Source organism: Nostoc sp. ChiQUE02 (genome assembly GCF_034531305.2).
Classification (GTDB): Bacteria; Cyanobacteriota; Cyanobacteriia; order Cyanobacteriales; family Nostocaceae; genus Nostoc.
The window spans coordinates 87,729-113,564 of record NZ_JAVRBN020000025.1; the positions used below are offsets into that span (position 1 = coordinate 87,729).

The following is a 25,836-nucleotide window of genomic DNA, read 5'->3' on the forward strand; positions in this document are numbered from 1 at the left end:
TTGAGAAGTCAGGGTTCTATATCCTGAAAGTTATGAGTTATGAATAAGTAGTTAATTCAAAGCAAAAAACAATAATAACTGGAAATTTTTCACTTTACAAAAATATGACAATTTCTCAACTATTTAACGTTGCTAATCTTTTCGTATTGCCATTTTGGGCGTTGATGATTTTATTGCCAAACTGGAAAGTAACACGGCAGATCATGTCATCATATCTACCCTTTGTACTGTTAGCAGGGGCGTATTTATATTTGTTTATCAACAGCATTACGCCAGAAAATGCCCAAGCTTTATCGAATCCCCAATTAGCTGATATTGCGCGATTTTTTGCAGATGAAACAGCTGCTGCAACAGGTTGGATTCATTTTTTAGTGATGGATTTATTCGTCGGACGCTGGATTTATTGGGAAGGGCAAAAAACAGGTATTTGGACAATTCACTCTCTGGCTTTATCTTTGTTCGCTGGGCCTTTAGGATTACTGTCTCACATCTTGACTGACTGGATTACTAAGGCATTTTTCCCGAAATTTCAGCAGAATGAAGCGGCGACGGTAGCAGAACAAGAAGTATGATCAACTAGCACATCCTAGTAGGGGCGCACAGATATACGCCCCTACTTTGATTAGGTAAATTGATAATAGGTAATAGCTTACTCCCATTATCAATTACGTAATTTTAAAATCAATTAAGCGTTGTCATGTCTATAGTCAGCATCTAACCAACAGCGTGGTAGAACTTCACCTGAAGGAAAAACGAGATTTTCTTTTTTAAAAGTTTCAGGTTGCTGTTCTTCTTGACCTTCTTGGTCTTTTGCCTGAACAACATCATTATTCGGGTCAATTAATTCCTGAATTTCAACTATCTTTACCAATTCACCACTATCTTTGACTTGTAAAAGCATAGAAATTGCCTCAATGAGTTTGCATGGAAGTTGAAAGTAAGTCTCAAGATAAACTCACTCACATCTCAGCCGATTTATAAGGCTGAGATTCCTTAATTGTTAAAGGAATTTTTTTACCAACGATGCACACATAAATTGCACGGGATTCATCTGTGTGTATCTGTGGGTTTTATTTTTATAAAATTGACATAGCGAACAAATACCCAATTCAGCATTTTAAATACAATCAATCAATCAATGCTGACCGAGATAATTGTTTAATTCAAGTAATCTTAGTTTTAGCGATTATATTTCGCGTTGATATTTCTCCAAAATATCTACTAACGTGACTTGGCATTGCAGCGGTAGTAAATCGATTAAAGGAACTTCACGTCTCCCACCGCCAATTTTGACTGGAATTGATTCCAAGACTTTTATAACTTGGTCTTCATTTACAGCCTTGGAAGTAATTAAGGGATACAACTGTTCAGCAACAAGGGTATGCAGTTTGGCATTAGATAAATAAAGATGCCATTTGGCAATGTCTATGTAGACATTTTCGCCAATTTCAGCTGCTAGGGCTTCCAGTAGTTCTGTGGTGTTAGTCTTAGCCATAAAAATAACCCTACATTAAGAAAAAGTGCGAAATCTCAGACTTTTTTACATTATCGCTCAATTAACAGGCTAATCCTACTACCAGAGGTTACAATCGCCCCAGCATCAGCAGTCCATCTTCAGGTGGATTTGGGTGGAGTTTCGGTGTAGTTAGCGATCGCACTAATATAAATCAGATGCACCAAAACTATTCCTGTCCAACTTAAAGTCACCAAAGGCAGCCACTCCCAGGTAGTGCCTTTCAAAATGTGGAAAAACCACAACCCAGAATTGATAGTAGCAGCGATCGCCACATGCACGGCAAAATTCATCCGGTCATCGATCTTGCGGTAATCAGGGTCTTTGCGATCGGGTTTGCGAGGCCAACGAGGAGGCATAAATATTTGTTACAGATTTAAATACACCCTATTTATTCTAAGGTTTTTGGGGCAGCGGTTGCTATTAGACCGTTACAACCGGAAGAAGCAGGGGAGAGAATACAAAATTACCTCTTTCCCCTCTGCTCCGTTCTCCCTGTCCCTCTGCCTCTTTTGTTTCCCCTCTGCTCCCTGCTCCTGTGCCCCTCTGCCTCTTTTCAATGCTCCATTCCCCATACATAATTCATCAACCTGGTGGATGAGCTTTTAATTTTTCTCAGTTAAAAATGATTCATCTTTTTGATAGAGGGAGCAAATATATCCACTTGTGAAGATGGAAAGAACCTTTAGAGGTGGATAAAAATGGCTAAGGCAAATCCAGTTGAAATACAAAAACACTTGAAAGGTGTTGACTATCCTGCGAATAAGCAAGATTTGATTCAGCACGCTAGAAAGCAAGGAGCAGATCAAGAGATTATATCTCTGTTAGAGAAACTGCCAGAAGATGAAGAGTTTGAAAGCCCAACCGATCTCAACAAAGCTATAGGTGGGATAGAGTAGCTTATTACTCTGGCGGGGAATAATCTCCTGATTTCCCGCCACTCTTACTTATTAAACGAATTGATTCAATTTGAATCGACTTTTCTAAAGCTTTTGCCATATCGTATAAAGTCAGGGCAGCCACAGAAACGGCAGTTAAGGCTTCCATCTCTACACCAGTTTCAGCTTTGGTTTTGACTGTGGCTTGAATTTGATAACCAGGTAGTTGCGGGTCGGGTATAATCTCGACTGCGATTTTTTGCAAAGGCAACGGATGACACAGAGGAATTAAAGTGGCTGTTTGCTTGGCTGCCATAATCCCAGCCAATCTTGCAGTTGCCAACACATCCCCTTTTGGGACATTTCCGGCTTGAATGGCGGCGAAGGTGGCTGGCAGCATCCGCACATTGGCCGCGGCTACTGCTTGGCGGATAGTCGGTGCTTTGCTAGACACATCCACCATCTGTGCCTGCCCTTGGCGATCTAGATGGGTTAAGCTGGCAAAATTAGATGATAAATTATCTTGCGTCATTTAGTGAGAACGTGTTAATATAGATTGTCGGTGAGGGCGTGTAGCTCAGTGGACTAGAGCACGTGGCTACGGACCACGGTGTCGGGGGTTCGAATCCCTCCTCGCCCGTTTTTAAAAGGCTAAGAGTTAAAAGTTAGGAGTGGAGAATTAGATTTCTTCACTCCTAACTTTTAAATTGTTTAAGGCATAAGCATCTGGAGCACGACCTAGTGCAAAGCGCAGGGAGTTGGATAGGTCTTTGCTCGACTGGGTGAGGAAGATGACAAGTGCAACAGAAGTGATCGCAGCACCGTAACCAAACATATCGCGGTAACCTACCTGTTCGGCTATTGTACCCAGAAGAGGAGCAGCGATCGCAATTCCTAGATCAAGTCCAGCTACACATATAGCAAAAATTTGCCCTCGTTCTTGCGGCAGTGAGCGGTCTGCCATCATTGTGATCATCATCGAGATCAGTGTACCACCACCAGCACCTTCAGCGATCGCAGCCAGTAAGAAAACGATCACACTGTCAGCCTTCCACAGCAGTATTAACGCTAAAACATAGCAAAAAATACCAAAGGTAATAAATAAACCACGACCAAAGCGATCGCTTGCCTTACCAGCAAACACCCTGATAGTAAAACTAGAAATTGCCGCAGCTGTAAAAAACAGTCCGCCATTTAAGTCCACCTGAGTGGATTTGAGGAATAACGACACAAAGGTATGTACAGCACCAACGGACAAACCAACCAGCAACATAACTATAGTTGGAACTCTCACCCGTGGACTGGCCAAAATTTGCCAAAAGTTACGATCTTCTCCCTCCGTTTGCTCCTGTGTATGCACTGGCGGATTAGTGACTTGTACAATCCCCAACAGGGCGAAAAAACCCAATTCAGCAGATAACAGAAATAATATCCCGTAACCACTGGTAGCTTCTAAATACCCTCCCAAGGCAGGGCCAATTGCTAAACCAAGGGGAGTTGCTAGGGTCATATAACCAATGATTTCACCACGAGTTTGGGCGGGAGCTAAATCTGCGATTAAGGCACTGTAACCAGTGGTAAAAGCAGCAACGCTGATCCCGTGAAAAATCCGCACCAGGATCAACAGCCCAATTGATTGGGTTGCCAAGTAACCAAAGGGTGCGATCGCCGCTACTATCGTACCAATCAACAAGACAATTTTTCGACCACGTTCATCGGCTAATCGTCCCAGCATCGGGCGAGATAGCAATAACCCAATGGCAAAACTGCCCATCACAATCCCAATTTCTTGCTTACTTGCGCCCACATCATCGATGTAAAGCGGTAGGGTTGGTAAGAGCGAAGATATGCTCGACCAGAATAATAAACCTGCCGTAAATAAAATCAGCAGGTTGCGCCGCAGTTCGGCGTCAAAGGTATTAAATGCTTTCAAGATAGATGCAATTTAATGAGTTTTTTGTCATTTGTCCTTTGTCACTTGTCCTTTGTCATTTGTCTAGAGTCAACCAATATTTCCTCTTAACTATTTACTAATGACCAATGACCAATGACTAATGACTAATCATTACTATTGTTACCTTAGTTAACCTTTTTTGTTACCACCTCTCGCACGCGATAGATAGGCCGCCCTTGGGATTCATGATATGTACGCATGAGCAATTCTGCCAAAAGGCCGAAGCAAAACAACTGTACTCCAGTTACTAACAGGAGTACTGCCAAAATCAGCAAAGGGCGATTGCCAATCATCTCACCTAAAGCCAATTTGACGAAAGTCAAGTAAATTCCGATCCCCGTTCCCGAAACCATTGAAATCAAGCCCAACAGCCCAAAAACGTGCATCGGGCGGGTGAGGAATTTTTTCATAAACAGAATAGTTAACAAATCCATCAACACCCGGAATGTCCGCCAAATTCCATATTTACTGCGACCAAAGCGACGGGCGTGATGACGCACTGGTACTTCAGTAATTCTAGCTCCTTCGATGTACGCCAACGCTGGTAAAAATCGGTGTAATTCTCCGTAGAGGTTCATATCTGCCAGCAGTTCTGCACGATAGGCTTTCAGCGAACAGCCATAATCATGAATATTCACGCTAGTGGTACGCCGAATTAGCCAATTGGCAATTTTGGAAGGGAGTAACCGATTTACGGCACCATCTTGGCGTTTTTGCCGCCAACCGCTCACCAAATCGTAACCCTCATCCAGCTTTGCTAATAACATGGGGATATCAGCCGGGTCATTCTGGAGATCAGCATCTAAAGTAACGATCGCTTTACCGACTGCATAATAAAATCCAGCAGCCATCGCCGCAGTTTGTCCGTAGTTGCGACGCAAAATTACCGCCTTTAAATTAGTGCGAATTTGCGCCTCCTTCTTGAGAAATTCCCCAGAACCATCTGTAGAACCATCATCCACACAAATGATTTCATAATTTATCTGACTAGAGGATAAAGTAGATGCGATCGCTTCTAGTAAAAGCGGCAAACTTTCCACCTCATCGTGTATTGGCAGCACCACTGAAACATCTGGGACAATAGCTGCAATCGCCCCATTCTCTTCACTCAACCCTTGATCGATCAACCCACTCCTCATACTTCTGTGCGCCCTCAGCGTCTCTGTGGTTCGTAACTCTTGATAACTCTACCAGCACCCCGTAGCTGTTGATAGTACGACTGACTAACCGCATCTCCCTGTTCCGAGAGAATATCAATCCCAATACCATCCCGTCCCTGATCTTTCCCAGAACTATGAATGTAATAACCATCCGCCAAATAAAGTCCGACATGGGTTGCTTTTTGGCTAGTTCCAAAAAATACCAGATCCCCGGCTGCTAATTCTGCAATAGTAATTGGTTGAGTAAATCCTTCCTGTTGATAGGCATCTCTAGGTAACCAAATACCCACTGAAGCAAACGCCGCCTGCATCAACCCAGAACAGTCATAATTTGGCCCAACCGTACCACCCCAAAGATAATAATTGGATTGTTGCATTGCTTTTTGGGTAAAGGCGATGACCTCTACTAGCAGTTTTTGAATCTTAGATTCAGAAAATGTTGCAGCCTGATAATGTACAGTAGCAGATTGTAATGAATCAAAATCTGAAAGAGATACCCATCCTGGATAGTCATCTTCACATAAATACACCTCAACCGCTGAATTTTGATGATTTGATGTTACCCACAAATGTCGCCCAGATGCGGCTTGAGTTGCCAAACGCGTACATTCAGGAGAATCATATAAATTCAGGTCAGCTAAACACTGATACTCCCCTGATTTTGGATTTTGGATTTTGGATTTTAGATTAAAGGACATTATTAGAGAATGATTTTTTTTAATAAAGACGAACAACTCGAAAATCTTGGGTTAGGCATTTTAGATGCAACTTGGGCAGCATTTCCGACCTTAGCCCGTAATCAAATTGCCCTGACTTGGGTTGTTTACGATCCCCCAGTGCTAGTAAATACTGGTGGGGCGCTGACTCCCAACGCTTTTTGGGATCACCCAGTTCGTGGTTTCACTTATCGTGGTGTTGAGCGGATTTATCCCGCCAGTGTAGTCAAGCTATTTTACCTGGTGGCGGTAAATGAATGGCTAGAAAAAGGCATGAGTCAAACCTCCAAGGAGTTGGAACGCGCCTTGCGGGATATGATTGTTGATTCTAGTAACGATGCTACCAGCTTGGTTGTGGATATTTTGACTGGTACTACCTCAGGACCAGAATTACCAACCGGGCCCTTTGAAACCTGGAAATATCAACGTAATATTGTTAACCGCTATTACCAATCTTTGGGTTGGGAAGAAATGGAGACGATAAACGTCTGTCAAAAAACTTGGGGTGATGGCCCTTATGGACGGGAACGGGCGTTTGTGGGAGAGTTACTGGAAAATCGCAATATGTTGACTACAAATGCGATCGCTCGGTTACTGCATAGTATTGTAGGTGGGGTGGCGGTTTCAAGTGGGCGATCGCAAGCAATGATGGCTTTGCTCAAACGGACTCTCAACGATTTGCCATCTGACACCGAAGAAAATCAGGTAACAGGTTTCTTAGGTGGTGGACTTCCTGAAAATGCTCAAATTTGGTCAAAAGCAGGCTGGACAAGTCAAGTTCGCCATGATGCCGCGTATATTGAGTTACCAGAACAGCGCCCTTACCTCTTAGTGGTATTTACTGAAGGCAAAGCACAGGCTATGAGTCAGGCTATTTTGCCCTTTGTTTCTGGGCGAGTTACCGAAGCGATTAGCAGTCTATAATCTACTCCTGTGAACTTAAGTGAAATCGGCAGTTAGAAACCGCACCTAAACAGGCAAAACCCACCTCCGTGGGTTCAAACCCTCAATTTTTTCTTAGTCCGCGGAGGCGGACTTTGTTTGTGTAGCCGCGAATTCCATTCGCCCTGGCTATTTCAACTATTTCAACTTAAATTCGTCAAACTTTAATACTTCCGAATCAGGCTTGCGAGTATCAAAACGATAACTACTTATCGTCCCCGTCCCCGTATCAAAGATACTAAAAACCGTAATATCATTACTCGCAATATAAGGCATCGGCTTTCCATCTTCACCCAGCAAGGGTGAAATTGTTGGCACTATCGGTTCTAACCCATTGGGATCGCCAAGCTTAACATAATCCTCTTGATATCCAATTGGCACTTCTCGCTTTCTGTCACCCCAAGCAGCACCATAAGTATTGCCCACATTAGATGTTTCTAGAAAGTGCATTCCACTGGAACTAACAAAGCGATTCCACAAATGAGAATGCCCATAGAATACCAATTGCACATTAGCTGCTTCTAGTAAAGGGACAACATCGCGGATGATATAATCTGCGTCTTTGGGGTACTCATAACGCACTGCTTTGATATTATTATCCCGTTCAATTATCTGTACTGGTTCTGTATAAGCAGGAACTATATTATCACCCAGAGTATGGGGCGGATGATGAAACATTACAACTTTGTATTTTGCTTGTTGAAACTCAGGGCTGTTAAGTTCTGACTCCAGCCAATTGTACTGCTTGCTGCCTTTAGCAATTGGCTCATAAATCAGCTGTCCATAACCCCAATTTTCCGGATTATTTAAATCCTTTTCGGCTTCTTGATATCTACCCCTACGCTTTCTATCTAAGCTAGGAGTCCGCCACATATTCGTAGCGTAAAGTACCACCAAACGCACATCACCAAAACTGACTGCATAATACCTTTTTCCACCCTCTTTACTTTTTGGTAAAGAGAAAATCTCTTCGTAGGTATTAGTATTAAAAGAATTATCTATTAAAGATTTGTCTCGATAGATTTTTTGAGCAACGGCACGGGGAATTGTATCATCAAATTCATCATCTAAACTTCCCCTTCTGGCAAATCGCCCCATTACCTCATGATTGCCAATACAAGTAAACATGGGTGCATGTTGAATTATTTGTCCACCAGTGTAGGTTGTCTTAACACCGTCGTGCGTCATGTCATATTTAGCACGACCTTGTAAACCGGGAAACAACGCACCACCCCTATTATCATCAAACCATTCTGAGGCGCGATCGCTAACATTCACCAAATCACCAGCAAACCATACTCCATCGACTCGTCCAATTGTTTCTACCACCTTTTGCAGATTTGCTGCTGTCATCGGCTTTAATTGATGGTCAGAGGTGAGTAAAATTTTTAATGGTGTATCTGCTTTCGGAGTAGCTGCGAGGGTAAAAACATCACTCTCAACACTCTCGCCGTCTTCTCGTACACTCGTGACGCGATAATTTACCCGCACATCAGGAGTTAACCCAGTTACCTCAGCCTCATGTCGCCAAATATCACGCTGGACGGGTTTTTGATAAACTTCGCCGTCTTTGGTTTGGTTTGCAACTCTTGACTCTTGGTCTTCACGCGTGCGGCTGAGTTTGGTAATATTTGCCTTAGCCTTAGCAGTTAGTTTGAGATTTTCACCGTAGGTTACTGTATGATTAACACCAGCAAACTCAGTAAACCAAACTACTCGCACTGAGGTTTCCGTTGGCAGTTGCAAAAATGGATCGGTGAGCAGTTGGGGTGCTGATGTCATAATTGATTGCCCAAATGAACGCACACTTACCAGAGTAAAGCATATAACAAGCACAAACATCGCCACTGAGGAGATTTTGCGGCTGCTTAAACGTCTCAGCATATTTTCAAAAATCAAACCAGAGTCCTATAGTTGTTTTATTTCGTCATAGATGTTCTAAAATTACCCGTAATTAAAGTTTGCCGACCAATACTTGCACATTTTACAGGTGTTTGAGACTGATAATAGGTAAAGAACTGGCGAAGCTCTCACTCTTTCAAACTAAACCGTTTAGTGTAAAATTTTGACAAGAGAGGAAAAAGTAAATTTTTGACTACCAGATGTCTATTACTAATGACTAATAATTTCTTGAGAAGTTAGGATGAAATCACAATCGAACTTCAGTTGAGATATTTTCTTCTGAGGCAAGCAAAAGCATTAAACAGCAATGCTTCTTCGTTAAATTTTACAAATTTATAGTAAATTTCAATTAACAATCCTATGCCGAATCGTCATTATCCTCCCGCCTACTTACGCTATCTCAGAGCCAGATTACGGAATCTAGGGCGACCTGGTTTTTGGGGAACTGCAATTTTTTTATCTGTAGTAGGGCTAGTAACCTGGGAATACTGGTCAAACCCAGATTTTTTCGTTTATAAGCAAAAAAACCAAATCGCTTCACCAAAGCCTGCGGATTCCTCCCTGTCAGCAGAAAATAGAGCCATTGCAGCGGATATTGATAACCTGCCTGTTTTGTATAATGACTTTGATGAAGCAACTCTCTCATTAACGGCTAATACCCCTAAGGAAAAGACTGAGGCAAAAAATAGCAAAGGCTTATTAGAGGATGTAATTAACAAACAAAAGTCTGCTAGTGATACCAAATTAACTCCTGGTTTAGGCGTTAATGGCGACACCTCCTCAGCCGTAAAAAATCCCTTTGTTATCCAAACAGAAAATTTATTGCGTACTGGGACGGTTGATAGTAATAACCCGTTTCTTGGTCTTAAAACCTTAACTGCGGCGTCTGAACCAACGGAGGGGGAACAAACATCCTCTAGCCTGGGTACTGGATTGACTAATCAAACCAAGAAGAATCAAAATTCTCTCTCTATCACCCCTTTGCAAGCAGCGCTTAACCAATCGACAAACCAGAAATTGTCTAGCTTCAATGGTACTGCAACTCAGACAAATGCCTTGGGTGGAGTCTCTGAGCCAGGAACAACGCTAATGCCACCCATCAACAGCTTACAGAGTCAGAATTCTCTACCAAGTAGTGGATTCAATGCTGGGACAGGCTACACCTCAACGGGTACGAACTCACCACAAAATCCCTATAATAATTTAAATAACGGTCAGGTATTGCCTAATAATGGGACTGGTACAGGTTATACGTCAACAGGTACAAACTTACCGCAAAATCCCTACAATAATTTAAATAACGGTCAGGTAGTGCCTAATTTAGCACCAGTGACGCCCCCTGGTACCTCTGCCGCACCAAGTAATATTGCACCCTACTCTAGCCAGAGTCCAAGTCAAGGCGTTGTCACACCCACAAACCCTGCGGGATATGGCAATTATGGCTTGCAGCAGCCGAATTACCTACCACAATCTACTTATGGGAATTATGGGTTGCAGCAACCGACGCAACCACCACAATTTAATTATGGGAATAATGTGTTGCAGCAACCAACACAGTCTAATTCCTTATATCTTCGCCAGATTCGAGATAAGTATAGAGGTTCGGAGCAAAGGTGATTTTCAGCACCTTGCCTGGATAAAGTCTAATTAAGGTGATTGGGGGCTATTTGGAATAACTGGAACTTCTGGTGTTTCAGGTTGTCGCTGTTGTCGTTGCAAATATTTACTCAATACATAAGCCATATCCCCACGGGTCACGGGTTTTAATGGAGAAATATTGCCTTGAGCATCTGTGTTCAAAAATCCCTCAGTAGCTACTGTAGCGATCGCTTTTCTAGCCCAAGCTGGGATAGACTTTTCATCTGGATGTGAAGCCAGAATTTCATTCACAGCAGCATCGGGAAACTGAAATACACCATAAGCCTGGGCGAAAATAGCAAGAGCTTCTGCCCTTGTCACCTTTTGGTTAGGGAAGAATTCATTGCCCCGATAGCCTTTCATGATGTCAGTTTTTAAGACTGTCTGTATATCATTAAATGCCCAATAAGACCGAGGAACATCTGGAATCGCTAAATTTTCTTTGTTAACAGCTTCTCTTTTATCGAGCCGAAATGCTTTTACCATAATCGACGCTAATTCTGCTCGACTCACTAACCTTTCTGGATAAAACTTGCCATCGGGAAAGTTTGTCATCCATTTGACAGCAGTTACCTGTTGAATGGAATCAGATGGTATTCCAGAAGTAGTTTCTGGCACTTGAGCAATTGCTGGCAAGCTTTGTAATAGTGCCATTAAAGATAGAGTAATTGAAAGCTGACGCATCATGATAACCACTTTTAGCTGCTAAATGAATTGAAAAAACTACGTTACTGAGGTTAACGCAAAATTTGGTGTTGCTAATAACCTGTAACTCAGCGATTGACGAATTTAGGCTGGGCAATGTTGCGTAGCTACGTAGGGTGTTAGCTGGTTTTCATAATCAAGGAAGTAGAAATCAGCAAAAACTTGTTTTTTAGCTTTCATCTTTTGGCGTTATCTGCCCACTACTATGGACTATAGTCAGTTTTTCAGGAGTTTTGGGAATGACAGCAGCAGCAGATCCCGTAAAGTTGATGAAGCAAGAAGTTGGCAAAGCCGCCGCAGCCCTGGTAAAGTCGGGTTCCATTGTGGGGTTGGGTACGGGGTCAACTACAGCATATACGATTCAGTTTTTGGGCGATCGCCTCAAGTCTGGTGAACTCAAAGATATCATTGGTATACCTACCTCGTTTCAGTCAGAAGTGCTGGCGAAGCAGTATGGTGTCCCTCTCGCCACCTTGGACGCTATTGACCACATCGATATTGCCATTGATGGGGCAGATGAAGTCGATCCGCAGAAGAATTTGATTAAAGGCGGTGGTGCAGCACATACCCGCGAAAAAGTCGTTGACTACCTAGCAGAACAATTCATCGTCGTGGTAGACAGTGGCAAGTTAGTAGACCGCTTAGGTTCTAGTTTCGCTGTACCAGTAGAAGTGATTCCAATGGCAATTACTCCTGTTACCAATGCCATCAAAAAACTCGGTGGCAAACCAGAACTCCGCATGGGTGTAAAAAAAGCTGGGCCAGTAATTACCGATCAAGGAAACTTTGTCTTAGATGTCAGATTTGACTCTATTGAAGATCCAGCCAACCTAGAAAAGACATTGAATAACATTCCCGGCGTCCTGGAAAATGGCATTTTTGTTAACTGTGTCGATTTAGTTTTAATTGGTGAAGTCAAAGATGGTCAGCCATTAGTGCGGCAACTTTAAGAATTTTGGATTTTGGATTTTAGAGACATCTAAAATCCAAAATTAAGCAATAGACATCCTCTTCGCTAATAGAAAAGATACTTTTGAAGATAACGATTAGTAGCAGAACATCATCTATTCGCTCTGAGATTATTGTTTGAGGTAAATGTGCCATTTTTCACGCCTACCCTCAAATTGTTACATCATACACAAGTCTCTTCCTGGCACATGGGGTAGTGAAAACTATCGCCTGCTTGGATACTATCCCTTATTTCATCAAACTCATGCTCGATTGCGCGAACGGTAAGTTAATATATAGCTTTCTGAAAATGACTTTTATAAAACCTAAAAAACAGCCTTAGCCTGTCTTCCGGTTTAGGCTTGCCGTACTCCCGCGTTATCATCTGAGAAAGATAAAACTGTTGCGATCGTGGGGAGGTTTTTCTCACTTAAGGAATTCCAACAACTAAATCATCCCGTAAAATAGACAGGCAAGAATCCTGCCCTATAAAAATATGGGAAAATTTTTGGGAAATCCCTCAAGACTCAGGACTCGCTACTTATCTGCTCACTCAGGACTCAGAACTCTTTATGTTAGCAGGCACAATTTTGCAGGATGGTAAATATACCCTAATTCAAGAAATAGGGCGGGGTGGCTTTGGCATTACGTTTAAAGCTACACATCACTACTTGGGTCAGGAAGTGGTGATGAAAACCATCAATGAACGACTGCGACAACATCCTGATTTTGCCAAATTCGAGCGCCAATTCCAAGATGAAGCCAGACGATTAGCTACGTGTATCCACCCAAATATAGTCCGAGTCAGTGACTTTTTTGTGGAAGCTGGACTGCCTTACATGGTGATGGAATATATTCCTGGCGAAACCTTGGGAGACGCATTTGTATTACCAGGGATAACTTTGCCTGAAGCCACAGCAATTCATTACATCCGGCAAATTGGGGCAGCGTTGCAGGTAGTACACAACAACGGTTTGTTACACCGCGATGTCAAACCAGATAATATCATCCTTCGCCTTGGAACGCAGGAAGTAGTATTGATTGATTTTGGTATTGCCAGGGAATTTAATGGCGGTGTGAGGCAGACTCATACAGGTCTGGTTTCTGAGGGTTATTCTCCCATTGAGCAGTATATGACGCAAGCGCCACGTACACCCGCCACGGATGTTTATGGTTTAGCAGCAACCTTGTATGCGCTGTTGACAGCCCAAGTTCCTATGCCAGCATTATTGCGCGATCGCGAGCAAATGCCTTCCCCCCGCGAATTGCAACCACACTTGAGCGCTGCTGTCAACCAGGCAGTAATGCGCGGGATGGCGGTGGAGTCTCGTTTTCGGCCAGCGACAGTTGCTGAGTGGCTGCAATTGCTACCTGGAAATGGAATGAATGTAACACCGCAAGTTTTACCTACTTATGCAGTGCCAACTGTCAATTTATCTGACCAACAGGCAGCGACTTTAATTGGGAAAACTGCCCAAAATCGTAGTCATAGACCATCTGCGTTGGCGCAGCCCAACCCAGGCATCGATAAGGAAACTTTACTGGGTAAAAAGCTGGGGTCATCTAAGGTATTTATTGGTATAGGTGTAGCCCTAGTTGCTGCTACAGCAGGTTTTGGGATCACGAGCATTTTACCCAAATCTCAGCAACAGCCAACTGCAAAGCCGCTTTTTGAACAGCCAACTCAAGAAACAGGCACGAAAGTACCTAACTTCGATAGTACATCTTCACCCGGAGGTGAAGAAACTAACAGCACCTCAAGAACTGAATCACCACCTGTTTCTAATTCCAAGCAGCGCCGACGCAATCGTCGTTCTTCCCAAGAAGAATCTTCCAGCAGCAGCCCTACAGGAGAATTGCAACGCGGCAATTCCGGACAATCCACACCTTCACCTAGCGTTTCACCCACACCCTCGCTAGTGGAGAAACTACGGGCCATCCGCTCATCTCGTAATGCTTCCCCCGCACCATTACCACAAAATAACTTACCCCCTTCTAGTCAAAACTCTGCTTCCCCTCAACCTGTGAATCCGTCAAACCCTGTAGTTATACCAGCAGCGCCACTAACGGAATCCAAACAATCAGATCCTTCTGCTGTAGTAGTACCAACACTGGAAAAGCAAAATTCACCGACTAATAGTCAACCCCAGAATGTTCAGAAGTTTGAGGAAAAGCTACAAGATGACAATAATTAGTCAATTTTAGATTATGGATTTTGGATTTTGGCGAAGCAGGGCGCTGGCTCTTCTTAAAAAGGCTAGCTCTAATTCCCTGCTTTTTAAGGAGGGTTAGGAAGGATCAAGCCTATTCTGTACAACAACTTCTCCCTTTTTATTAATCTTCATCGGATTCTTGGGAAAAGCATGATTATTCAAATAACGCATAAGTCTTACAGTCTGAAAACTCTGATCAATATGAGGAATCCCTTGCCGATCCATCCGAACAGGGATAATTTTACTTGATACCAAATCTCCCTCTGAATTGAGTTTGACTTCTAAAATCATTGAGTCACCTGTTTGGGCATTTGTAGATAAAGTCCGATATCCCAAAAAGTTTCCTAAAGAATAGGCAATAATTTTTCCTTTATAAATTTCCATCGCTCTCGGAACGTGAGGCCCATGTCCTAGTACTAAGTCTGCTCCCGCATCAATCATATTTCGAGCAAACTTGATCGAATTACCTCGGTTTTCTCCATAAAAAAACTCTGTCTGATTCTTAACGTGTAGTGCTCCTGTTCCTTCGGCTCCAGCGTGCATCGATACTACTACAATGTTGGCTTTATTTTTGGCTTCTGCTACAAGTGCTTTAGCTGCTCCTAAATTATGAATGGAATTATACATTTCATAAGGAGAAAACCCAACCATTGCCACTGGGATATTATTAGCTTCCAAATAAAGAATTTGATTTTTATGACCTAATGTTGCAATGCCCACAGCCTCAAGATTTTTCTTTGTATCTTTGAACCCTACCGGGCCGAAGTCCATTGCATGGTTATTCGCCATATTGAACACATTAAAACCAGCCTCAGCAAATAGCTGGGCGTATGCTGGTGGAGAGCGGAAGGCAAAAACTTGTCCTCGACTAATATCTTTGGTGGTATACGGATAATTAGTTAGGCTACTTTCAAAATTACCAAATAAGATATCAGATCCTTGCAAGTGAGTTCTCACTGACTTTGGTAATAATTGATCTCGAAACCGGGGTAATCTATGGTTAGGGAAATTAGTGCCAGGAATAATATCTCCAACGGCTTTGATGGTAATAGTGTCTGGAAAGGTTTGTTGTTCTGTTGTTGATGGCGTAAGTTCAGGGATAGCTAATGGAAATAGCACAGGCTCGGTAGGTGTAGTAGCAGCGTTTAATCGCTGTGATTGCCCAAGCCGGACAATGACTCCTAGACTAATACCTAGATATAAACAGATACTAATAAAACTAAATGAGAATACTCGCCCCAAGCTGCGATTTACCATCGTTCACTCCTCACACGATGGCATTAGTTTATCCCAAAAACCTGTGCTATCGGTGTATATTTTAGTGTCCTTTGGTAAATATCTGACTAGGTAAATACGGAAGCATAATCCCATTTGACTGGCAAATAATCATAGATCCCATTTCTCAAGCCAAACACTATCAGGTTGTCTAGTACAGCACGATGTAAATCCAGCTACCATCTCTATTAACCAAGCAACTGGTTAAAGGCAGGCAAATTGCCGCCTCAGTGTACTAGTTCTTCAGTAATCTTTTTGAACGGAGAGGGGGGGATTCGAACCCCCGTTGAGTTTCCCCAAAACGCATTTCGAGTGCGTCACCATGAACCGCTCGGACACCTCTCCAGCTATTTATTCAGACATTTGAGTATTTATTCTAAATTCAAATGCCGTGAAGTAATTGGGAAATTTTAGCGCATTCCCTATGCAATTATAGCATTGTTGCTCAATTAAGCGATCGCCTAATTGAGTTGCTGAAACCCAAAGCATTTTGCTGTAGACATCAAACTAGACTTCAGTCCTTAGTTATCAACTTTTTTTCTTCAGGGAGTAGGGTAGTTTCATCCTTAGGGCGTTCGCCATCTACAGATTTGGCTGTAGTTATATACGGTTTGATAATTAGACTGACGCCAATTGTCCAACCTAATGCAACCATCCAACCTGCGAGAATATCACTGGGAAAGTGAACCCCCAGATAGAGACGACACCACCCAATAGCGATTATATATAAGCTGCCGAATATGAGAACCAACCAGCGCCAGGAGCTAGCCCAAGTTAAGAATAGCAAAATTGCTACCAGAGTTATACTCGTCATGGCATGACCACTGGGAAATGCAAAACTAGACTCAGGTGCAATGGACTGCCACAATTGTGGACGCACTCGATGCATTAATTGCTTTGCTGTGCGGTTGATGATCACACTTCCCAATGAGGCGGTGAGTAAATAAGCTAGCGATCGCCAGCGTTTTTTAAGTAGTAATATTAGTGCGATCGCACCCAAAATCGGTATCGCCATCCAAGGCAACCCAATTATAGCTAGGGTCACTGCTAAAACATCCAGCTGTGGGTTTGCTGTAGAATGAACTGCTAACAGAATAGGGACATCCCACGGGAAGCCAGCTTGATTCTGCCATATCTTCACTGTGAGGATTTCAAAAACCTGCAAAGGTAAATATACTCCAATTAAGAGGAGTAAGAGCGATCGCCAACGAGCAATCAACAGGTTTTTGAGAAAAGAAAGCGGCGACTGACTCTCTTTATTGGCTTTTTTCACTTTTTCCATATCTCAGTTAAAAAGACTGATAAACGACTTCACTAATTACAAATTACTGGTATTTTGAGAAGTTCCACAATGTTTACAATACGACAAATGTTTATAAGTAAGATTATGACAGTTTTGACATTCAATATATTGATAATAACCGCAGTGCGGACAGTAACTATCACTATGTCGAACTTTCTTAGCACAATTGACACAGCGTGATTTTTGAACTCTGCTAGCTGCTTGGACTTTAGCATTAAAGACAAATTTTTGGAAAAACTGGATAATTCCAAAACCAATAATTGGAATCAGCAAGATATAAAAATAATTAATCAGGAAAAGGAGACCACCAAAAATGGCGCTAATGATCTCAAAGAGAAATTTAAAAATTGCACCTATTTGAAGAAATTCAAATATTTTAACAATTAGTGGGATAAAAAAGATAACTAGCAAATGCCAGCTAATTAGTGAGATGAGTCCATATCCTCTTCCTTGGGCAAATCTATGAACTGATAAGGCAATGAGAATCAGCGGTAGAAGAAAGAGGGACTGAAAAGCAAGTTGGATACTTGGATACCAAAATGACGCCTGCTGATAGCCTTTGTCAACTTCCCTAAATTGATTATCATCTTTAAGAAAAGCTATAAAATTAATGCTTTCTGGTTTGGCAAGCAGTTCATTTTTAAGAGTAGAACTTTCTTGTTTAAGGGTAGAAATTTGGCGATTATTTTGTTCTAATGTCTGTTTAGCTTTTTCCGCACTGACTTGATTAATTGATTGTTCACGACCCTGACCTGCAATTTTTTCTAAGAGCGTTGAGTCATATTGGGATTTAATAGTGCTATTGGCTTGTTCAAGCCTACTGATTTTTGCTTGTTTTTGATCAATATTTTTGATGATTTGCTGCTTTTCGGGATTGTTAATCTTATCTTTGTAGTCAGCATATTGCAAGCAAGTTTTAGAAACCTTACCTAGATGTCCTGCTTCAGCTTGTTGATAGTTTCGCTGAAAACTGAGTTGATTGTTGGTGTTATATAGCAATGAAAGTCTAACAATTTCATAGTCTTTATCCTGAGTGGTTTTTGTCCGGTAATTTTGCCACTCTGCATAACATGGATAAGCCTCAGTGGGACTGAGATGCCATCTGCTAATATCATCCAGTCCCGTAAAAACATTAATCAAAATAAAAATATCAATTAAAATAATCACAACCAAACTCACTTTATTCAGTGGTTCGTTGTTGATTGTTCTTGATTTACTAAAAAATTGACTTAAAATTCGGCGGATTCTGGCGAACATATTGTCTTTTAAATTAATATAAATTCAATCCGAATCAATTTTATATGATAAGTAGTGAGTAGCTGGGCAAAAATACATCTATTCACCTGAAGATTTGTTAATTGCTGACGATAAACAAGATCCCCGACTTCTCAAAAAAATCGGGGATCTGTAGCTTTCAATTTTCCTAAATCAGGCTGCGGTCAAAGATATGATGATTTTCACCTGAAGTTGACACAGTTGATGGCTGTGCGCCCCTACTAAAAATCTATTTAGCAGCAAAGTAGGCTTCTAGTGCCTCAGAACCACCAATTAATTTACCATCGATAAAGACTTGGGGAACTGTTGTCGCACCCGTAACTGCTTTTAACGACCGTGTGGTGATATCCTTACCCAAGGTAATTTCTTCGTAGTTAATGCCATGTTCCTTGAGCATCGCCTTAGCACGAGCACAGAAGGGACAACCAACTTTCGCAAACAGGGAAACTACTTCGGGTTTCACTGCTTGGGGGTTGATGTATCTGAGCATTGTTTCGGCATCGGACACTTTAAAGGGATCTCCTGGCTCATCTGGCTCAATAAACATCTGGTTAATTACACCATCTCTCACCAGCATAGAATAGCGCCACGATCGCTTCCCAAACCCCAAGTCTGATTTATCTACCAGCATACCCATGCCTTCAGTAAATTCACCATTCCCATCGGGAATGAGTGTGATATTTTCTGCCTCTTGATCCTTTGCCCATTCGTTCATCACAAAGGCATCATTGACAGAAATACAGATAATGTCATCAACTCCATTTTCTTTGAAAACCCCAGCCAATTCGTTATAACCAGGGAGATGGGTTGATGAACAAGTCGGTGTATAAGCACCTGGTAAGGAGAAGACAACCACTGTCTTGTTAGCAAACAATTGATTGGTTGTCACATCTACCCATTGGTTGTCCACACGAGTATGGAAAGTGACATTGGGAACTCTTTCTCCTCGGCGATTGGGGAACATAATTTTGCTTGCCTTTAGTAATCAATTCCAGTCATAACCTATCATGGCAAGACTGGTACAATGTAACTATCAATCAGCTAAAAGACTTCATTAATGAATGGAGCGATCGCTGCGACAAACTCAGTAGTTGATTCATAGGGTAAAACATTACGCCCATTTATTTTTATACCTCGACCTTGAGGCAAACAGGCGAGGTAGTGAGCCAAGCGTTCATCTGGCGTTTCTTTTCTATTGTCTTGGCTAATACTCGATGCAGTTTCCCCCACAACCACTAATGTTGGTTGCTGAATAGAGGCGATTAAACTAGTATAATCCTGTCGCCAAAACCCTGCTAAAAAAGAAAACACTGCATGGCGACTAGCAGGATTTTCTGCACCTGCAAGCAATGTATTCAACCACTCTACATCCACAGCATTCTCAGAAGCAAAGAGTTGACGAATCGAAAAAGAACGCAAAAATTTTGGGGTGCGTGCATAGCGATAAAAAGCACTCCCAAAAGGCGAATCTAACACATTCCAAAGGAATTTTCCTTGCCATTCTGGTGGTTTATTTGTCATCAAAGCCCATGCTGGAGGGCCAGAAAGTACCAGTCCGGCAATTAAATTTGATTCCTTATGGACTAATTGGATAGCAACTGGTAATAAAGCACCTTGTACAACTATAATGACAGGCTTTTGCACTACTGTTTGTAAAAAGTACTGCAACTGTTCTGCCCAATCAGTAGGAGTATAAGCCAGATGAGGTATATCACTTTCACCACATCCTAGTAAATCAGGGTTGTAAATTGAATTACGTTGACCTGTATTATCCCATTCACGACAAAATCGCTGCCAAAATCGTCGCGACAATCCGACGCCAATAGGATGAATTAAAAGTAAGGGAACGCCCTCAGAGGTTGTATTACTTGGTTGATGAACTTCATAGGCGCAGCGATAATTCTGCCAACTGTAAAACTGGCTAGGAGATGCTGTCAAATTGGTTGTGTTAGCTACAGCAGATGGTTGCATGATCCTAGTTTTTAATACTTGCTAAAAAATCATCTGTGGATGAATCAATTGGTATCCAGCTTCTTTGAGTTTTTCATTGGACACCCAAGCATTATATGGGCGAGTACTCTTGATGGATGTATCCCATTGAACTTTGGGTAAATTATGTTTTTCAAATAAGCTATCTAGCAAGTCTCGACTGGTGAGATGTGCATCATCAACTAGATTGTAAATCCCTTGTAAACGACGGTGACGGGCAAATTCTATCGCACCAACAATATCATCTAGATGAATCCAATTTGTGATATCTTCGCCATTGCCCGGACGGGTTGTACCAGAATATCTGCTAAATATTTTCAACAGTTCCCTGCCAGTCCCATAAATGCCTCCTAAGCGGAAGATACAAACACGAAGATTTTCGCTAGATGCTGATAGCAATACATCCTCTGTTTTTCGGAGAATCTGTGCATTTAGATTAGCAGGTGCAAGCGGTGTTTCTTCATCTACCCATACACCATTTCTGTCACCATACACGGAATAACTCCCTGTGTATATTAATTGTTTCACACTCGGAATCTGCTGCAAGGATGAAACTAAAGTTTGGGCAGTTTGTAGATAAGTTTCTTCATAAACTTCTCCATTTCTTGCCCCAACACTCAAAAGTACAACATCTTGATTGTGCAAAACTGATTTTAGACTATCTAAGTTATTACCGCAGGTTACTACAACTCTTTGGGATACTGATTGTAGTACTGGGACACGCTCAGGGGAAGTTGTGGTTACACTGACAACAAAATTCATTTTTTGCTGCCAATATTGAGCAACTTTATAACCAACATAACCACAACCAATGATTGCAACGTTCATGACAAATTAGACACAAATAAATTAAACTACTCATTGAGACAATATTCTCAATTAAGGCACTGGACTTAAAGAAATTTACAAGTCCAAAGCCAAAAATCAATATCAATAGTACAACTTAATGACTAATGACTATTTTGCTAATTCTTTTTCAATTATGGCAATTATCTCTGGTGAATTTGGCTGGACACTACTATTAAATCGAGCTACGACTTCACCTTGCTTATTAACTAAAAATTTTTCAAAGTTCCAAGCAACAGTTCCCGTTGGCTCAACAGCTTTGGTAAGTCGCTCATAAAGTGGATGCTGCTGCGAGCCTTTGGCATGAACTTTATCGAATAGTTCAAAGGTAACACTATATTTACTCGTGCAGAATTGCACAATCTCTTCATTACTTCCTGGTTCCTGTGCTCCAAAATCGTTACAAGGGAACCCCAAAATATGTAACCCTGCTTTCCCATACTTCTGGTTCAACTTTTCTAGCCCCTCGTATTGAGAAGTATAACCGCAGTAGGAAGCCACATTCACAATTAAGAGCACCTTCCCGGTATAGTCGTTTAATTGTTTATCCTCACCATTGATAGTCTTGACTGCAATGTCCGAAATTGTATTACTCATCTTGAATTTGATTTATAGGGAATATTGCCAAGTCTCCCATATTACAGGTACTCTAAACCCGGTTTCTTTAACTAAAAAGCCGTAAATCTCCCACTTAAATTAGGTTTGTTAGCCTTGTTACATTTATGGTTCTGTTGAACTCAGGCTACAAGCTTGTATGGGAGTTTTGATAGATGTTTCCCTCACTTATTGATGCCTTGCAGAGCTAGGCGATGTCTAACCACAAGGAGGCTGAATGTCTCTGCCTTTGCGCTATCAACTAGTGCACCCGATCAATTAAGATAGCGATCGCCTGTGAGTTTACACTTAACCTGAGTAATAACTCTTCTCTAAATAGCCCGATCAATCCGCTATCTCAGGATATGTTTTACAAATATGCGTTATTTTTAATACAAAATCTTTCTCGCACATACACCTCCTACTTTTCGCCTGATTGGTGCTTTATTAATTTAGCGATCGCCACCAGAAAAACTAATACCATTTCACGAAATATCTTACTTATATGCCTCCTTTTGCCCCCTTGTCTCTTTGTTGACGCCGACTTACTTAGACAAATCTAGAGACGAAATATGGCAGGATGCTTGCGAGTATTGACCGAATAATGTCACGATGAGTCTGCGCGATCTGAATCAAAGTGAAAGCTTATTTTACATTGTAAAAATTTATGGTTAGAGGATTGAGAGTTAGTGTACTGCTATTGGCAGTTCTGGGAAATCTGGCATGGTCATTTGGTGCCAAAGCAAATTTTAACGGCAAACTCACCGTAGAAATTGATGGATTGAAGAATAAAGAGGGACAAGTCTGTGCCAGTATATTTGCTAGCAGTGAAGGATTTCCTGGCGATCGCGATCGCGTCTTACAAAAGCAGTGCACCAAAATTACTGACACTCCTTTACCCATTACCTTTGAGAACTTGAAAGCAGGTAGTTACGCCGTTGCTGTCTTCCACGATCAAAATAATGACGGCACTCTCAATAGCAATGTTTTTGGTATACCAAGGGAAGGCTTCGGTTTTTCCAGGAACCCAGAAATTCTTGCAAGAGCGGCCAAATTTAGCGAAGCAGCATTTTTGGTGGCAGGCCCGGACACTGATATCCAAATCCAATTGAAATATTTTTAGGCTGACAGCAGATTTCAACTTGGTACACTTGCCAATTTTTGATTTTAGGTCGCACCTTTGGTACACTTCCAGCGCAACTTAGATTTTGGATTTAAGGAAAAATCTAAAATCGTTCGACTGAGCGTAGCCGAAGTCTAAAATCTAAAATCTAATGACTTCAGATCTATTCTGGTGAATTGTTGTGTGAATCTTCCGATAGACTCTGTTGTTCCGGCAAGCCACGCATTCGATTCATCTGAGTTAAAGCATATCGTGCTGTTGCTTGCACTTCGGCATCTGGGTCTTCCAGCGCATGGCGCAACATCTGACTCATTTGACCCATCATGTCATAAACGCGCGTCAGGTCACGGATCGCATTTTGCCGCACTTGTGGACTTTCATCTTGCAGTGAAATTGCTAGACCACGGTTCATCGGTTTGAGTGTGCGGATGCCAATTTCTGCTAAAGCTGCCAAAATTAAACTGCTTTCTTGAGAATCAGCATCAATCATCAGGTCAACCATAGGCTGAATTGCCCGCGAATCTCCCTGCTGACCCAAATCCCAAATAGCCTTGCGCCGCTTCATTGGGTCAGGACTGCGTAAGTCTTGAATTAATTCGTCAACGATATTTAGTTTAGCAAGACGGGAAGTTTTTTCTGATAGCAGCAATTGTGTGGCTAGTGGTGGCGTAGCTGTTTGTGGATTAGTTACAGTCTCTGGTGAGGGTGATGTCATCGGATATTTGTTAGCTTCACTCAAACTTTTAATATTAGGTATTTCGGACTTTTGAACTTGTTTGACCTGACGAAACCACCTCAGCAGGTAAACAAGTGCACCAATACTTCCTAGAACCCCGATGGCAAATAATAACCACCAGACAAAACCTCTCTCAGTTGGCTTGGGTGTTGTAGTTGGTTTGGAACTTGGAGCAGAAGAGGTGACAATTGGAGAGGTGAAAATCTGATTTTTGCTAACTAAAGCTGCTTGCAGTCTCTCCCTAGTCGCCAGACCAGCAAGGCCATCTACTTTTAAACCCTTTGCTTTCTGGAATTTAGCTACAGCAATTTCTGTACTGGCATTGTACTCTCCATCTACCACGCCACTGTAATATCCCAACAGCTTTAATTGGGTTTGTAATCTCTGCACATCTGATTTTCGACTACCATATCTCAAAACAGCCGGACTAGCGGTAACTGTCGAACTAGCTTGTGCAAGTTCTAAAATTTCAGGTGCTAGGTTAGGTGTGGCTGTGCTTGAGCGAATTGGGTAAAAACCCACACAAGAAAAACAGGTAAATATCAGAATTGAGGAACGGCATAGCCTCATATTGCAAGTTTCAGCCTGAACGTGCTTTTGAAGTCTTCGATACCACAATACCTTCTAGATGACTAAATGTTAACTGTCATTTGTCATTGGGTATGGGTATCAATACTTGTCAGTTAAGGGGGAAAGGGAAAAGGCTAAAGGGGAAAAAAGCTTATATATCGAGCCTTCCACTCCTTTTACCTTTAACGAGTTAGGGTAAAATTTCTGGTTCAGATTCTCTGACTGCTAGGGTTATGGCGTTCAATTTTTTAGCAGATACTTCTAAAACTGGTTGCTGTATATTAGCTATTTCGCCGACAGTAACTGTGTCGTTTTGCGCTGCTAAAGTATCACGTTGGTTAATTAGATAGATGCTAATTAAAGTGAGAAATACTCCTATCCATTGCAACGGACTGAGGACTTCTGAGAGGAAGAGATTACCGAATAGTAGGGCAAAGACGGGTGTGAGGAAGGTGAGGGAACTAAGACTGGTAAGACTGCCACTAGAGGCAAAGTAGAAAAATAACCCGTAGGCGATCGCACTGCCAAATACGGTAGCATAACCCAAGGCTATGAAATCAGATCCTCCCAGATTCTCCCACTGCTGGGATTCAACAACTGATGAAATTCCCCATAGTGGCAATCCGCCCAAAATCATGTGCCATCCCGTAGCGCTTACAGGGTCAGCATGTCGGCACACAAACCGAATCAACACTGTTCCCACTGCCATTGATAGCGCTGCTAACAGCATCAACCACTCACCACTAGCAAACAAATCTTGCCAGTTACCAATTGTGATATTTGCGCCTGAGTCGAGAAAATGTAGAATCCACTCATCAGGTAAGCCAATTAAACTAATGCCTGTGACTCCCAAGCCTAGTCCCAGCCATCCCCAAAAACCAATGTGTTCTTGGAATAGCCACAACGACAGCAAGGCAACAGCTAAAGGTTGGGAGTCAATCATCACAGAGCCTAACCCCGCACTGGTTCTGACTAATCCCTCTGCCAAAAAGCCTTGAAACAGCGTCCCATCTACTAAGGCAAATAAGGCAATCCACAGCCATGCAGCCCAACCCTTCGGCTGGGGTTTACCCATGAATGCTGCTGCAATCAGAATTAACATCCCTGCTGGTATCAGACGCACACCCGCCATGAATAGCGGTGTAGTGTGGGGTATCACTCCTTTCATGGCTACCATTGCCGTCCCCCATAGGAAAAAGGGGGCAATTAACAGGAGGGGGGCGAAGGGAAGTCGAGATGCACTGAGTTTCAGTTGCATGGGTTTGCTGATGCCTTTGTTTAACAAGCGCAAAAATTGCTTTACCCAATTTTACCGAATTATGTAGTTTTGTGTTCGTGTAGCGTCTCAAAGAGAAGGAATTAATACTCACATGTAGCCAAGGTTACATGAGGCGGAAGATTTTGACATACTCCCCCGAATTTGATTCGGGGGATTCTAGGCTCAAACAGCGATTGCAGTTTCACACCGTCTGACGTCGCCTAACCCAACCATTGATGCCCCAACGGTTTGAATATTCTTAGATGCGTTGTGATCACGCCCATTCACGGACTGACAT

At 42.2% G+C, this 25,836-nt stretch carries 25 protein-coding genes and 2 tRNA genes; 8 read left to right on the plus strand and 19 right to left on the minus strand.

Features of this window, described 5'->3' with window-relative positions; genetic code table 11:
• Window positions 1–104: 104 nt before the first annotated feature.
• Window positions 105–572 carry an ABA4-like family protein gene (locus RM347_RS23420; RefSeq protein WP_322720958.1) on the plus strand — a complete coding sequence of 156 codons (468 nt, stop codon included), beginning with the start codon at window positions 105–107 and terminating at the stop codon, window positions 570–572.
• Window positions 573–685: 113 nt separating this feature from the next.
• Here the strand turns inward: RM347_RS23420 and RM347_RS23425 are convergent, their stop codons facing one another.
• The 3 genes from RM347_RS23425 to RM347_RS23435 form a co-directional block, all read right to left on the minus strand.
• Window positions 686–901 (minus strand): acetyltransferase, encoded by a 216-nt coding sequence (locus RM347_RS23425; protein WP_322720957.1) that lies wholly within the window; start codon window positions 899–901, stop codon window positions 686–688.
• A gap of 285 nt (window positions 902–1,186) precedes the next feature.
• Entirely contained in the window at window positions 1,187–1,495 is a 309-nt protein-coding gene (locus tag RM347_RS23430) for a DUF3181 family protein (protein ID WP_322720956.1), read from the minus strand.
• Between the two features lie 119 nt (window positions 1,496–1,614).
• Window positions 1,615–1,872 (minus strand): hypothetical protein, encoded by a 258-nt coding sequence (locus tag RM347_RS23435; protein WP_118170570.1) that lies wholly within the window; start codon window positions 1,870–1,872, stop codon window positions 1,615–1,617.
• A 342-nt stretch (window positions 1,873–2,214) separates the two neighbouring features.
• Here RM347_RS23435 and RM347_RS23440 point away from each other — a divergent pair, with 342 nt between their 5' ends.
• Window positions 2,215–2,412: a DUF2795 domain-containing protein gene (locus tag RM347_RS23440; RefSeq protein WP_322720955.1), complete on the plus strand. Its 198-nt coding sequence runs from the start codon at window positions 2,215–2,217 to the stop codon at window positions 2,410–2,412.
• A 4-nt stretch (window positions 2,413–2,416) separates the two neighbouring features.
• Here RM347_RS23440 and moaC read toward each other — a convergent pair whose 3' ends face one another.
• On the minus strand, window positions 2,417–2,923 hold the full coding sequence (gene moaC / locus RM347_RS23445; protein ID WP_322720954.1) for a cyclic pyranopterin monophosphate synthase MoaC: 507 nt from the start codon (window positions 2,921–2,923) through the stop codon (window positions 2,417–2,419).
• A 34-nt stretch (window positions 2,924–2,957) separates the two neighbouring features.
• On the opposite strand from moaC, the gene RM347_RS23450 reads away from it, so the two are divergent.
• Window positions 2,958–3,031 (plus strand) — tRNA-Arg (locus RM347_RS23450).
• A 39-nt stretch (window positions 3,032–3,070) separates the two neighbouring features.
• Here the strand turns inward: RM347_RS23450 and RM347_RS23455 are convergent.
• From RM347_RS23455 to RM347_RS23465, 3 genes are all read right to left on the minus strand, one after another.
• Entirely contained in the window at window positions 3,071–4,324 is a 1,254-nt protein-coding gene (locus tag RM347_RS23455) for an MFS transporter (RefSeq protein ID WP_322720953.1), read from the minus strand.
• Between the two features lie 146 nt (window positions 4,325–4,470).
• Window positions 4,471–5,484 (minus strand): glycosyltransferase family 2 protein, encoded by a 1,014-nt coding sequence (locus RM347_RS23460; RefSeq protein WP_322720952.1) that lies wholly within the window; start codon window positions 5,482–5,484, stop codon window positions 4,471–4,473.
• 14 nt (window positions 5,485–5,498) lie between these two features.
• Complete coding sequence (locus tag RM347_RS23465; RefSeq protein WP_322720951.1) at window positions 5,499–6,203, minus strand: C40 family peptidase; 705 nt, start codon at window positions 6,201–6,203, stop codon at window positions 5,499–5,501.
• A 9-nt stretch (window positions 6,204–6,212) separates the two neighbouring features.
• On the opposite strand from RM347_RS23465, the gene RM347_RS23470 reads away from it, so the two are divergent.
• Window positions 6,213–7,145 (plus strand): serine hydrolase, encoded by a 933-nt coding sequence (locus tag RM347_RS23470; RefSeq protein ID WP_322720950.1) that lies wholly within the window; start codon window positions 6,213–6,215, stop codon window positions 7,143–7,145.
• 156 nt (window positions 7,146–7,301) lie between these two features.
• On the opposite strand, the gene RM347_RS23475 is transcribed toward RM347_RS23470, so the two are convergent.
• A complete protein-coding gene (locus RM347_RS23475) occupies window positions 7,302–8,945 on the minus strand; it encodes a metallophosphoesterase family protein (RefSeq protein WP_322720949.1) in 1,644 nt (547 codons plus the stop codon).
• A 480-nt stretch (window positions 8,946–9,425) separates the two neighbouring features.
• Between RM347_RS23475 and RM347_RS23480 the strand changes: the two genes are divergently transcribed.
• The gene (locus RM347_RS23480) at window positions 9,426–10,682 is read left to right on the plus strand and encodes a hypothetical protein (protein WP_322720948.1); all 1,257 of its coding nucleotides are present in this window, start codon (window positions 9,426–9,428) and stop codon (window positions 10,680–10,682) included.
• A gap of 30 nt (window positions 10,683–10,712) precedes the next feature.
• On the opposite strand, the gene RM347_RS23485 is transcribed toward RM347_RS23480, so the two are convergent.
• Entirely contained in the window at window positions 10,713–11,387 is a 675-nt protein-coding gene (locus RM347_RS23485) for an S-layer homology domain-containing protein (RefSeq protein WP_322721028.1), read from the minus strand.
• 260 nt (window positions 11,388–11,647) lie between these two features.
• On the opposite strand from RM347_RS23485, the gene rpiA reads away from it, so the two are divergent.
• Together rpiA and RM347_RS23495 are read left to right on the plus strand one after the other, a co-directional pair.
• A complete protein-coding gene (gene rpiA, locus RM347_RS23490; RefSeq protein WP_322720947.1) occupies window positions 11,648–12,358 on the plus strand; it encodes a ribose-5-phosphate isomerase RpiA in 711 nt (236 codons plus the stop codon).
• A 570-nt stretch (window positions 12,359–12,928) separates the two neighbouring features.
• Window positions 12,929–14,551 carry a serine/threonine protein kinase gene (locus RM347_RS23495; RefSeq protein ID WP_322720946.1) on the plus strand — a complete coding sequence of 541 codons (1,623 nt, stop codon included), beginning with the start codon at window positions 12,929–12,931 and terminating at the stop codon, window positions 14,549–14,551.
• Between the two features lie 93 nt (window positions 14,552–14,644).
• Here RM347_RS23495 and RM347_RS23500 read toward each other — a convergent pair whose 3' ends face one another.
• The 8 genes from RM347_RS23500 to RM347_RS23535 all read right to left on the minus strand — a co-directional run bounded on the left by RM347_RS23500 (window position 14,645) and on the right by RM347_RS23535 (window position 21,854).
• Entirely contained in the window at window positions 14,645–15,826 is a 1,182-nt protein-coding gene (locus tag RM347_RS23500; RefSeq protein ID WP_322720945.1) for a CapA family protein, read from the minus strand.
• Between the two features lie 278 nt (window positions 15,827–16,104).
• Window positions 16,105–16,189, minus strand: a tRNA-Ser gene (locus RM347_RS23505).
• A gap of 169 nt (window positions 16,190–16,358) precedes the next feature.
• Window positions 16,359–17,126 (minus strand): phosphatase PAP2 family protein, encoded by a 768-nt coding sequence (locus tag RM347_RS23510; RefSeq protein ID WP_322720944.1) that lies wholly within the window; start codon window positions 17,124–17,126, stop codon window positions 16,359–16,361.
• Between the two features lie 36 nt (window positions 17,127–17,162).
• The gene (locus RM347_RS23515) at window positions 17,163–18,404 is read right to left on the minus strand and encodes a hypothetical protein (RefSeq protein ID WP_322720943.1); all 1,242 of its coding nucleotides are present in this window, start codon (window positions 18,402–18,404) and stop codon (window positions 17,163–17,165) included.
• Window positions 18,405–18,651: 247 nt separating this feature from the next.
• Entirely contained in the window at window positions 18,652–19,386 is a 735-nt protein-coding gene (locus RM347_RS23520; RefSeq protein ID WP_322720942.1) for a glutathione peroxidase, read from the minus strand.
• A 77-nt stretch (window positions 19,387–19,463) separates the two neighbouring features.
• On the minus strand, window positions 19,464–20,393 hold the full coding sequence (locus RM347_RS23525) for an alpha/beta fold hydrolase (protein ID WP_322720941.1): 930 nt from the start codon (window positions 20,391–20,393) through the stop codon (window positions 19,464–19,466).
• Window positions 20,394–20,414: 21 nt separating this feature from the next.
• Entirely contained in the window at window positions 20,415–21,239 is an 825-nt protein-coding gene (locus tag RM347_RS23530) for an SDR family oxidoreductase (protein WP_322720940.1), read from the minus strand.
• A 129-nt stretch (window positions 21,240–21,368) separates the two neighbouring features.
• The gene (locus tag RM347_RS23535; RefSeq protein WP_322720939.1) at window positions 21,369–21,854 is read right to left on the minus strand and encodes a glutathione peroxidase; all 486 of its coding nucleotides are present in this window, start codon (window positions 21,852–21,854) and stop codon (window positions 21,369–21,371) included.
• 664 nt (window positions 21,855–22,518) lie between these two features.
• Between RM347_RS23535 and RM347_RS23540 the strand changes: the two genes are divergently transcribed.
• On the plus strand, window positions 22,519–22,974 hold the full coding sequence (locus tag RM347_RS23540) for a DUF2141 domain-containing protein (protein WP_322720938.1): 456 nt from the start codon (window positions 22,519–22,521) through the stop codon (window positions 22,972–22,974).
• Window positions 22,975–23,137: 163 nt separating this feature from the next.
• Here the strand turns inward: RM347_RS23540 and RM347_RS23545 are convergent, their stop codons facing one another.
• Both RM347_RS23545 and RM347_RS23550 read right to left on the minus strand, forming a co-directional pair.
• A complete protein-coding gene (locus RM347_RS23545) occupies window positions 23,138–24,280 on the minus strand; it encodes a peptidoglycan-binding protein (RefSeq protein WP_322720937.1) in 1,143 nt (380 codons plus the stop codon).
• A 190-nt stretch (window positions 24,281–24,470) separates the two neighbouring features.
• On the minus strand, window positions 24,471–25,538 hold the full coding sequence (locus RM347_RS23550; protein ID WP_322720936.1) for a DMT family transporter: 1,068 nt from the start codon (window positions 25,536–25,538) through the stop codon (window positions 24,471–24,473).
• Between the last annotated feature and the right edge of the window lie 298 nt (window positions 25,539–25,836).

Coding starts and splice junctions, on each gene's coding strand:
- RM347_RS23485 (WP_322721028.1), bottom strand. CDS start 11,387: ATGCGTCAGCTTTCAATTACTCTATCTTTAATGGCACTATTACAAAGC.
- RM347_RS23470 (WP_322720950.1), top strand. CDS start 6,213: ATGATTTTTTTTAATAAAGACGAACAACTCGAAAATCTTGGGTTAGGC.
- RM347_RS23515 (WP_322720943.1), bottom strand. CDS start 18,404: ATGTTCGCCAGAATCCGCCGAATTTTAAGTCAATTTTTTAGTAAATCA.
- RM347_RS23425 (WP_322720957.1), bottom strand. CDS start 901: ATGCTTTTACAAGTCAAAGATAGTGGTGAATTGGTAAAGATAGTTGAA.
- RM347_RS23520 (WP_322720942.1), bottom strand. CDS start 19,386: ATGTTCCCCAATCGCCGAGGAGAAAGAGTTCCCAATGTCACTTTCCAT.
- RM347_RS23460 (WP_322720952.1), bottom strand. CDS start 5,484: ATGAGGAGTGGGTTGATCGATCAAGGGTTGAGTGAAGAGAATGGGGCG.
- RM347_RS23530 (WP_322720940.1), bottom strand. CDS start 21,239: ATGAACGTTGCAATCATTGGTTGTGGTTATGTTGGTTATAAAGTTGCT.
- RM347_RS23475 (WP_322720949.1), bottom strand. CDS start 8,945: ATGACATCAGCACCCCAACTGCTCACCGATCCATTTTTGCAACTGCCA.
- RM347_RS23435 (WP_118170570.1), bottom strand. CDS start 1,872: ATGCCTCCTCGTTGGCCTCGCAAACCCGATCGCAAAGACCCTGATTAC.
- RM347_RS23465 (WP_322720951.1), bottom strand. CDS start 6,203: ATGTCCTTTAATCTAAAATCCAAAATCCAAAATCCAAAATCAGGGGAG.
- RM347_RS23545 (WP_322720937.1), bottom strand. CDS start 24,280: ATGAGGCTATGCCGTTCCTCAATTCTGATATTTACCTGTTTTTCTTGT.
- RM347_RS23500 (WP_322720945.1), bottom strand. CDS start 15,826: ATGGTAAATCGCAGCTTGGGGCGAGTATTCTCATTTAGTTTTATTAGT.
- RM347_RS23535 (WP_322720939.1), bottom strand. CDS start 21,854: ATGAGTAATACAATTTCGGACATTGCAGTCAAGACTATCAATGGTGAG.
- RM347_RS23510 (WP_322720944.1), bottom strand. CDS start 17,126: ATGGAAAAAGTGAAAAAAGCCAATAAAGAGAGTCAGTCGCCGCTTTCT.
- RM347_RS23430 (WP_322720956.1), bottom strand. CDS start 1,495: ATGGCTAAGACTAACACCACAGAACTACTGGAAGCCCTAGCAGCTGAA.
- moaC (WP_322720954.1), bottom strand. CDS start 2,923: ATGACGCAAGATAATTTATCATCTAATTTTGCCAGCTTAACCCATCTA.
- RM347_RS23420 (WP_322720958.1), top strand. CDS start 105: ATGACAATTTCTCAACTATTTAACGTTGCTAATCTTTTCGTATTGCCA.
- rpiA (WP_322720947.1), top strand. CDS start 11,648: ATGACAGCAGCAGCAGATCCCGTAAAGTTGATGAAGCAAGAAGTTGGC.
- RM347_RS23480 (WP_322720948.1), top strand. CDS start 9,426: ATGCCGAATCGTCATTATCCTCCCGCCTACTTACGCTATCTCAGAGCC.
- RM347_RS23495 (WP_322720946.1), top strand. CDS start 12,929: ATGTTAGCAGGCACAATTTTGCAGGATGGTAAATATACCCTAATTCAA.
- RM347_RS23525 (WP_322720941.1), bottom strand. CDS start 20,393: ATGCAACCATCTGCTGTAGCTAACACAACCAATTTGACAGCATCTCCT.
- RM347_RS23540 (WP_322720938.1), top strand. CDS start 22,519: ATGGTTAGAGGATTGAGAGTTAGTGTACTGCTATTGGCAGTTCTGGGA.
- RM347_RS23440 (WP_322720955.1), top strand. CDS start 2,215: ATGGCTAAGGCAAATCCAGTTGAAATACAAAAACACTTGAAAGGTGTT.
- RM347_RS23550 (WP_322720936.1), bottom strand. CDS start 25,538: ATGCAACTGAAACTCAGTGCATCTCGACTTCCCTTCGCCCCCCTCCTG.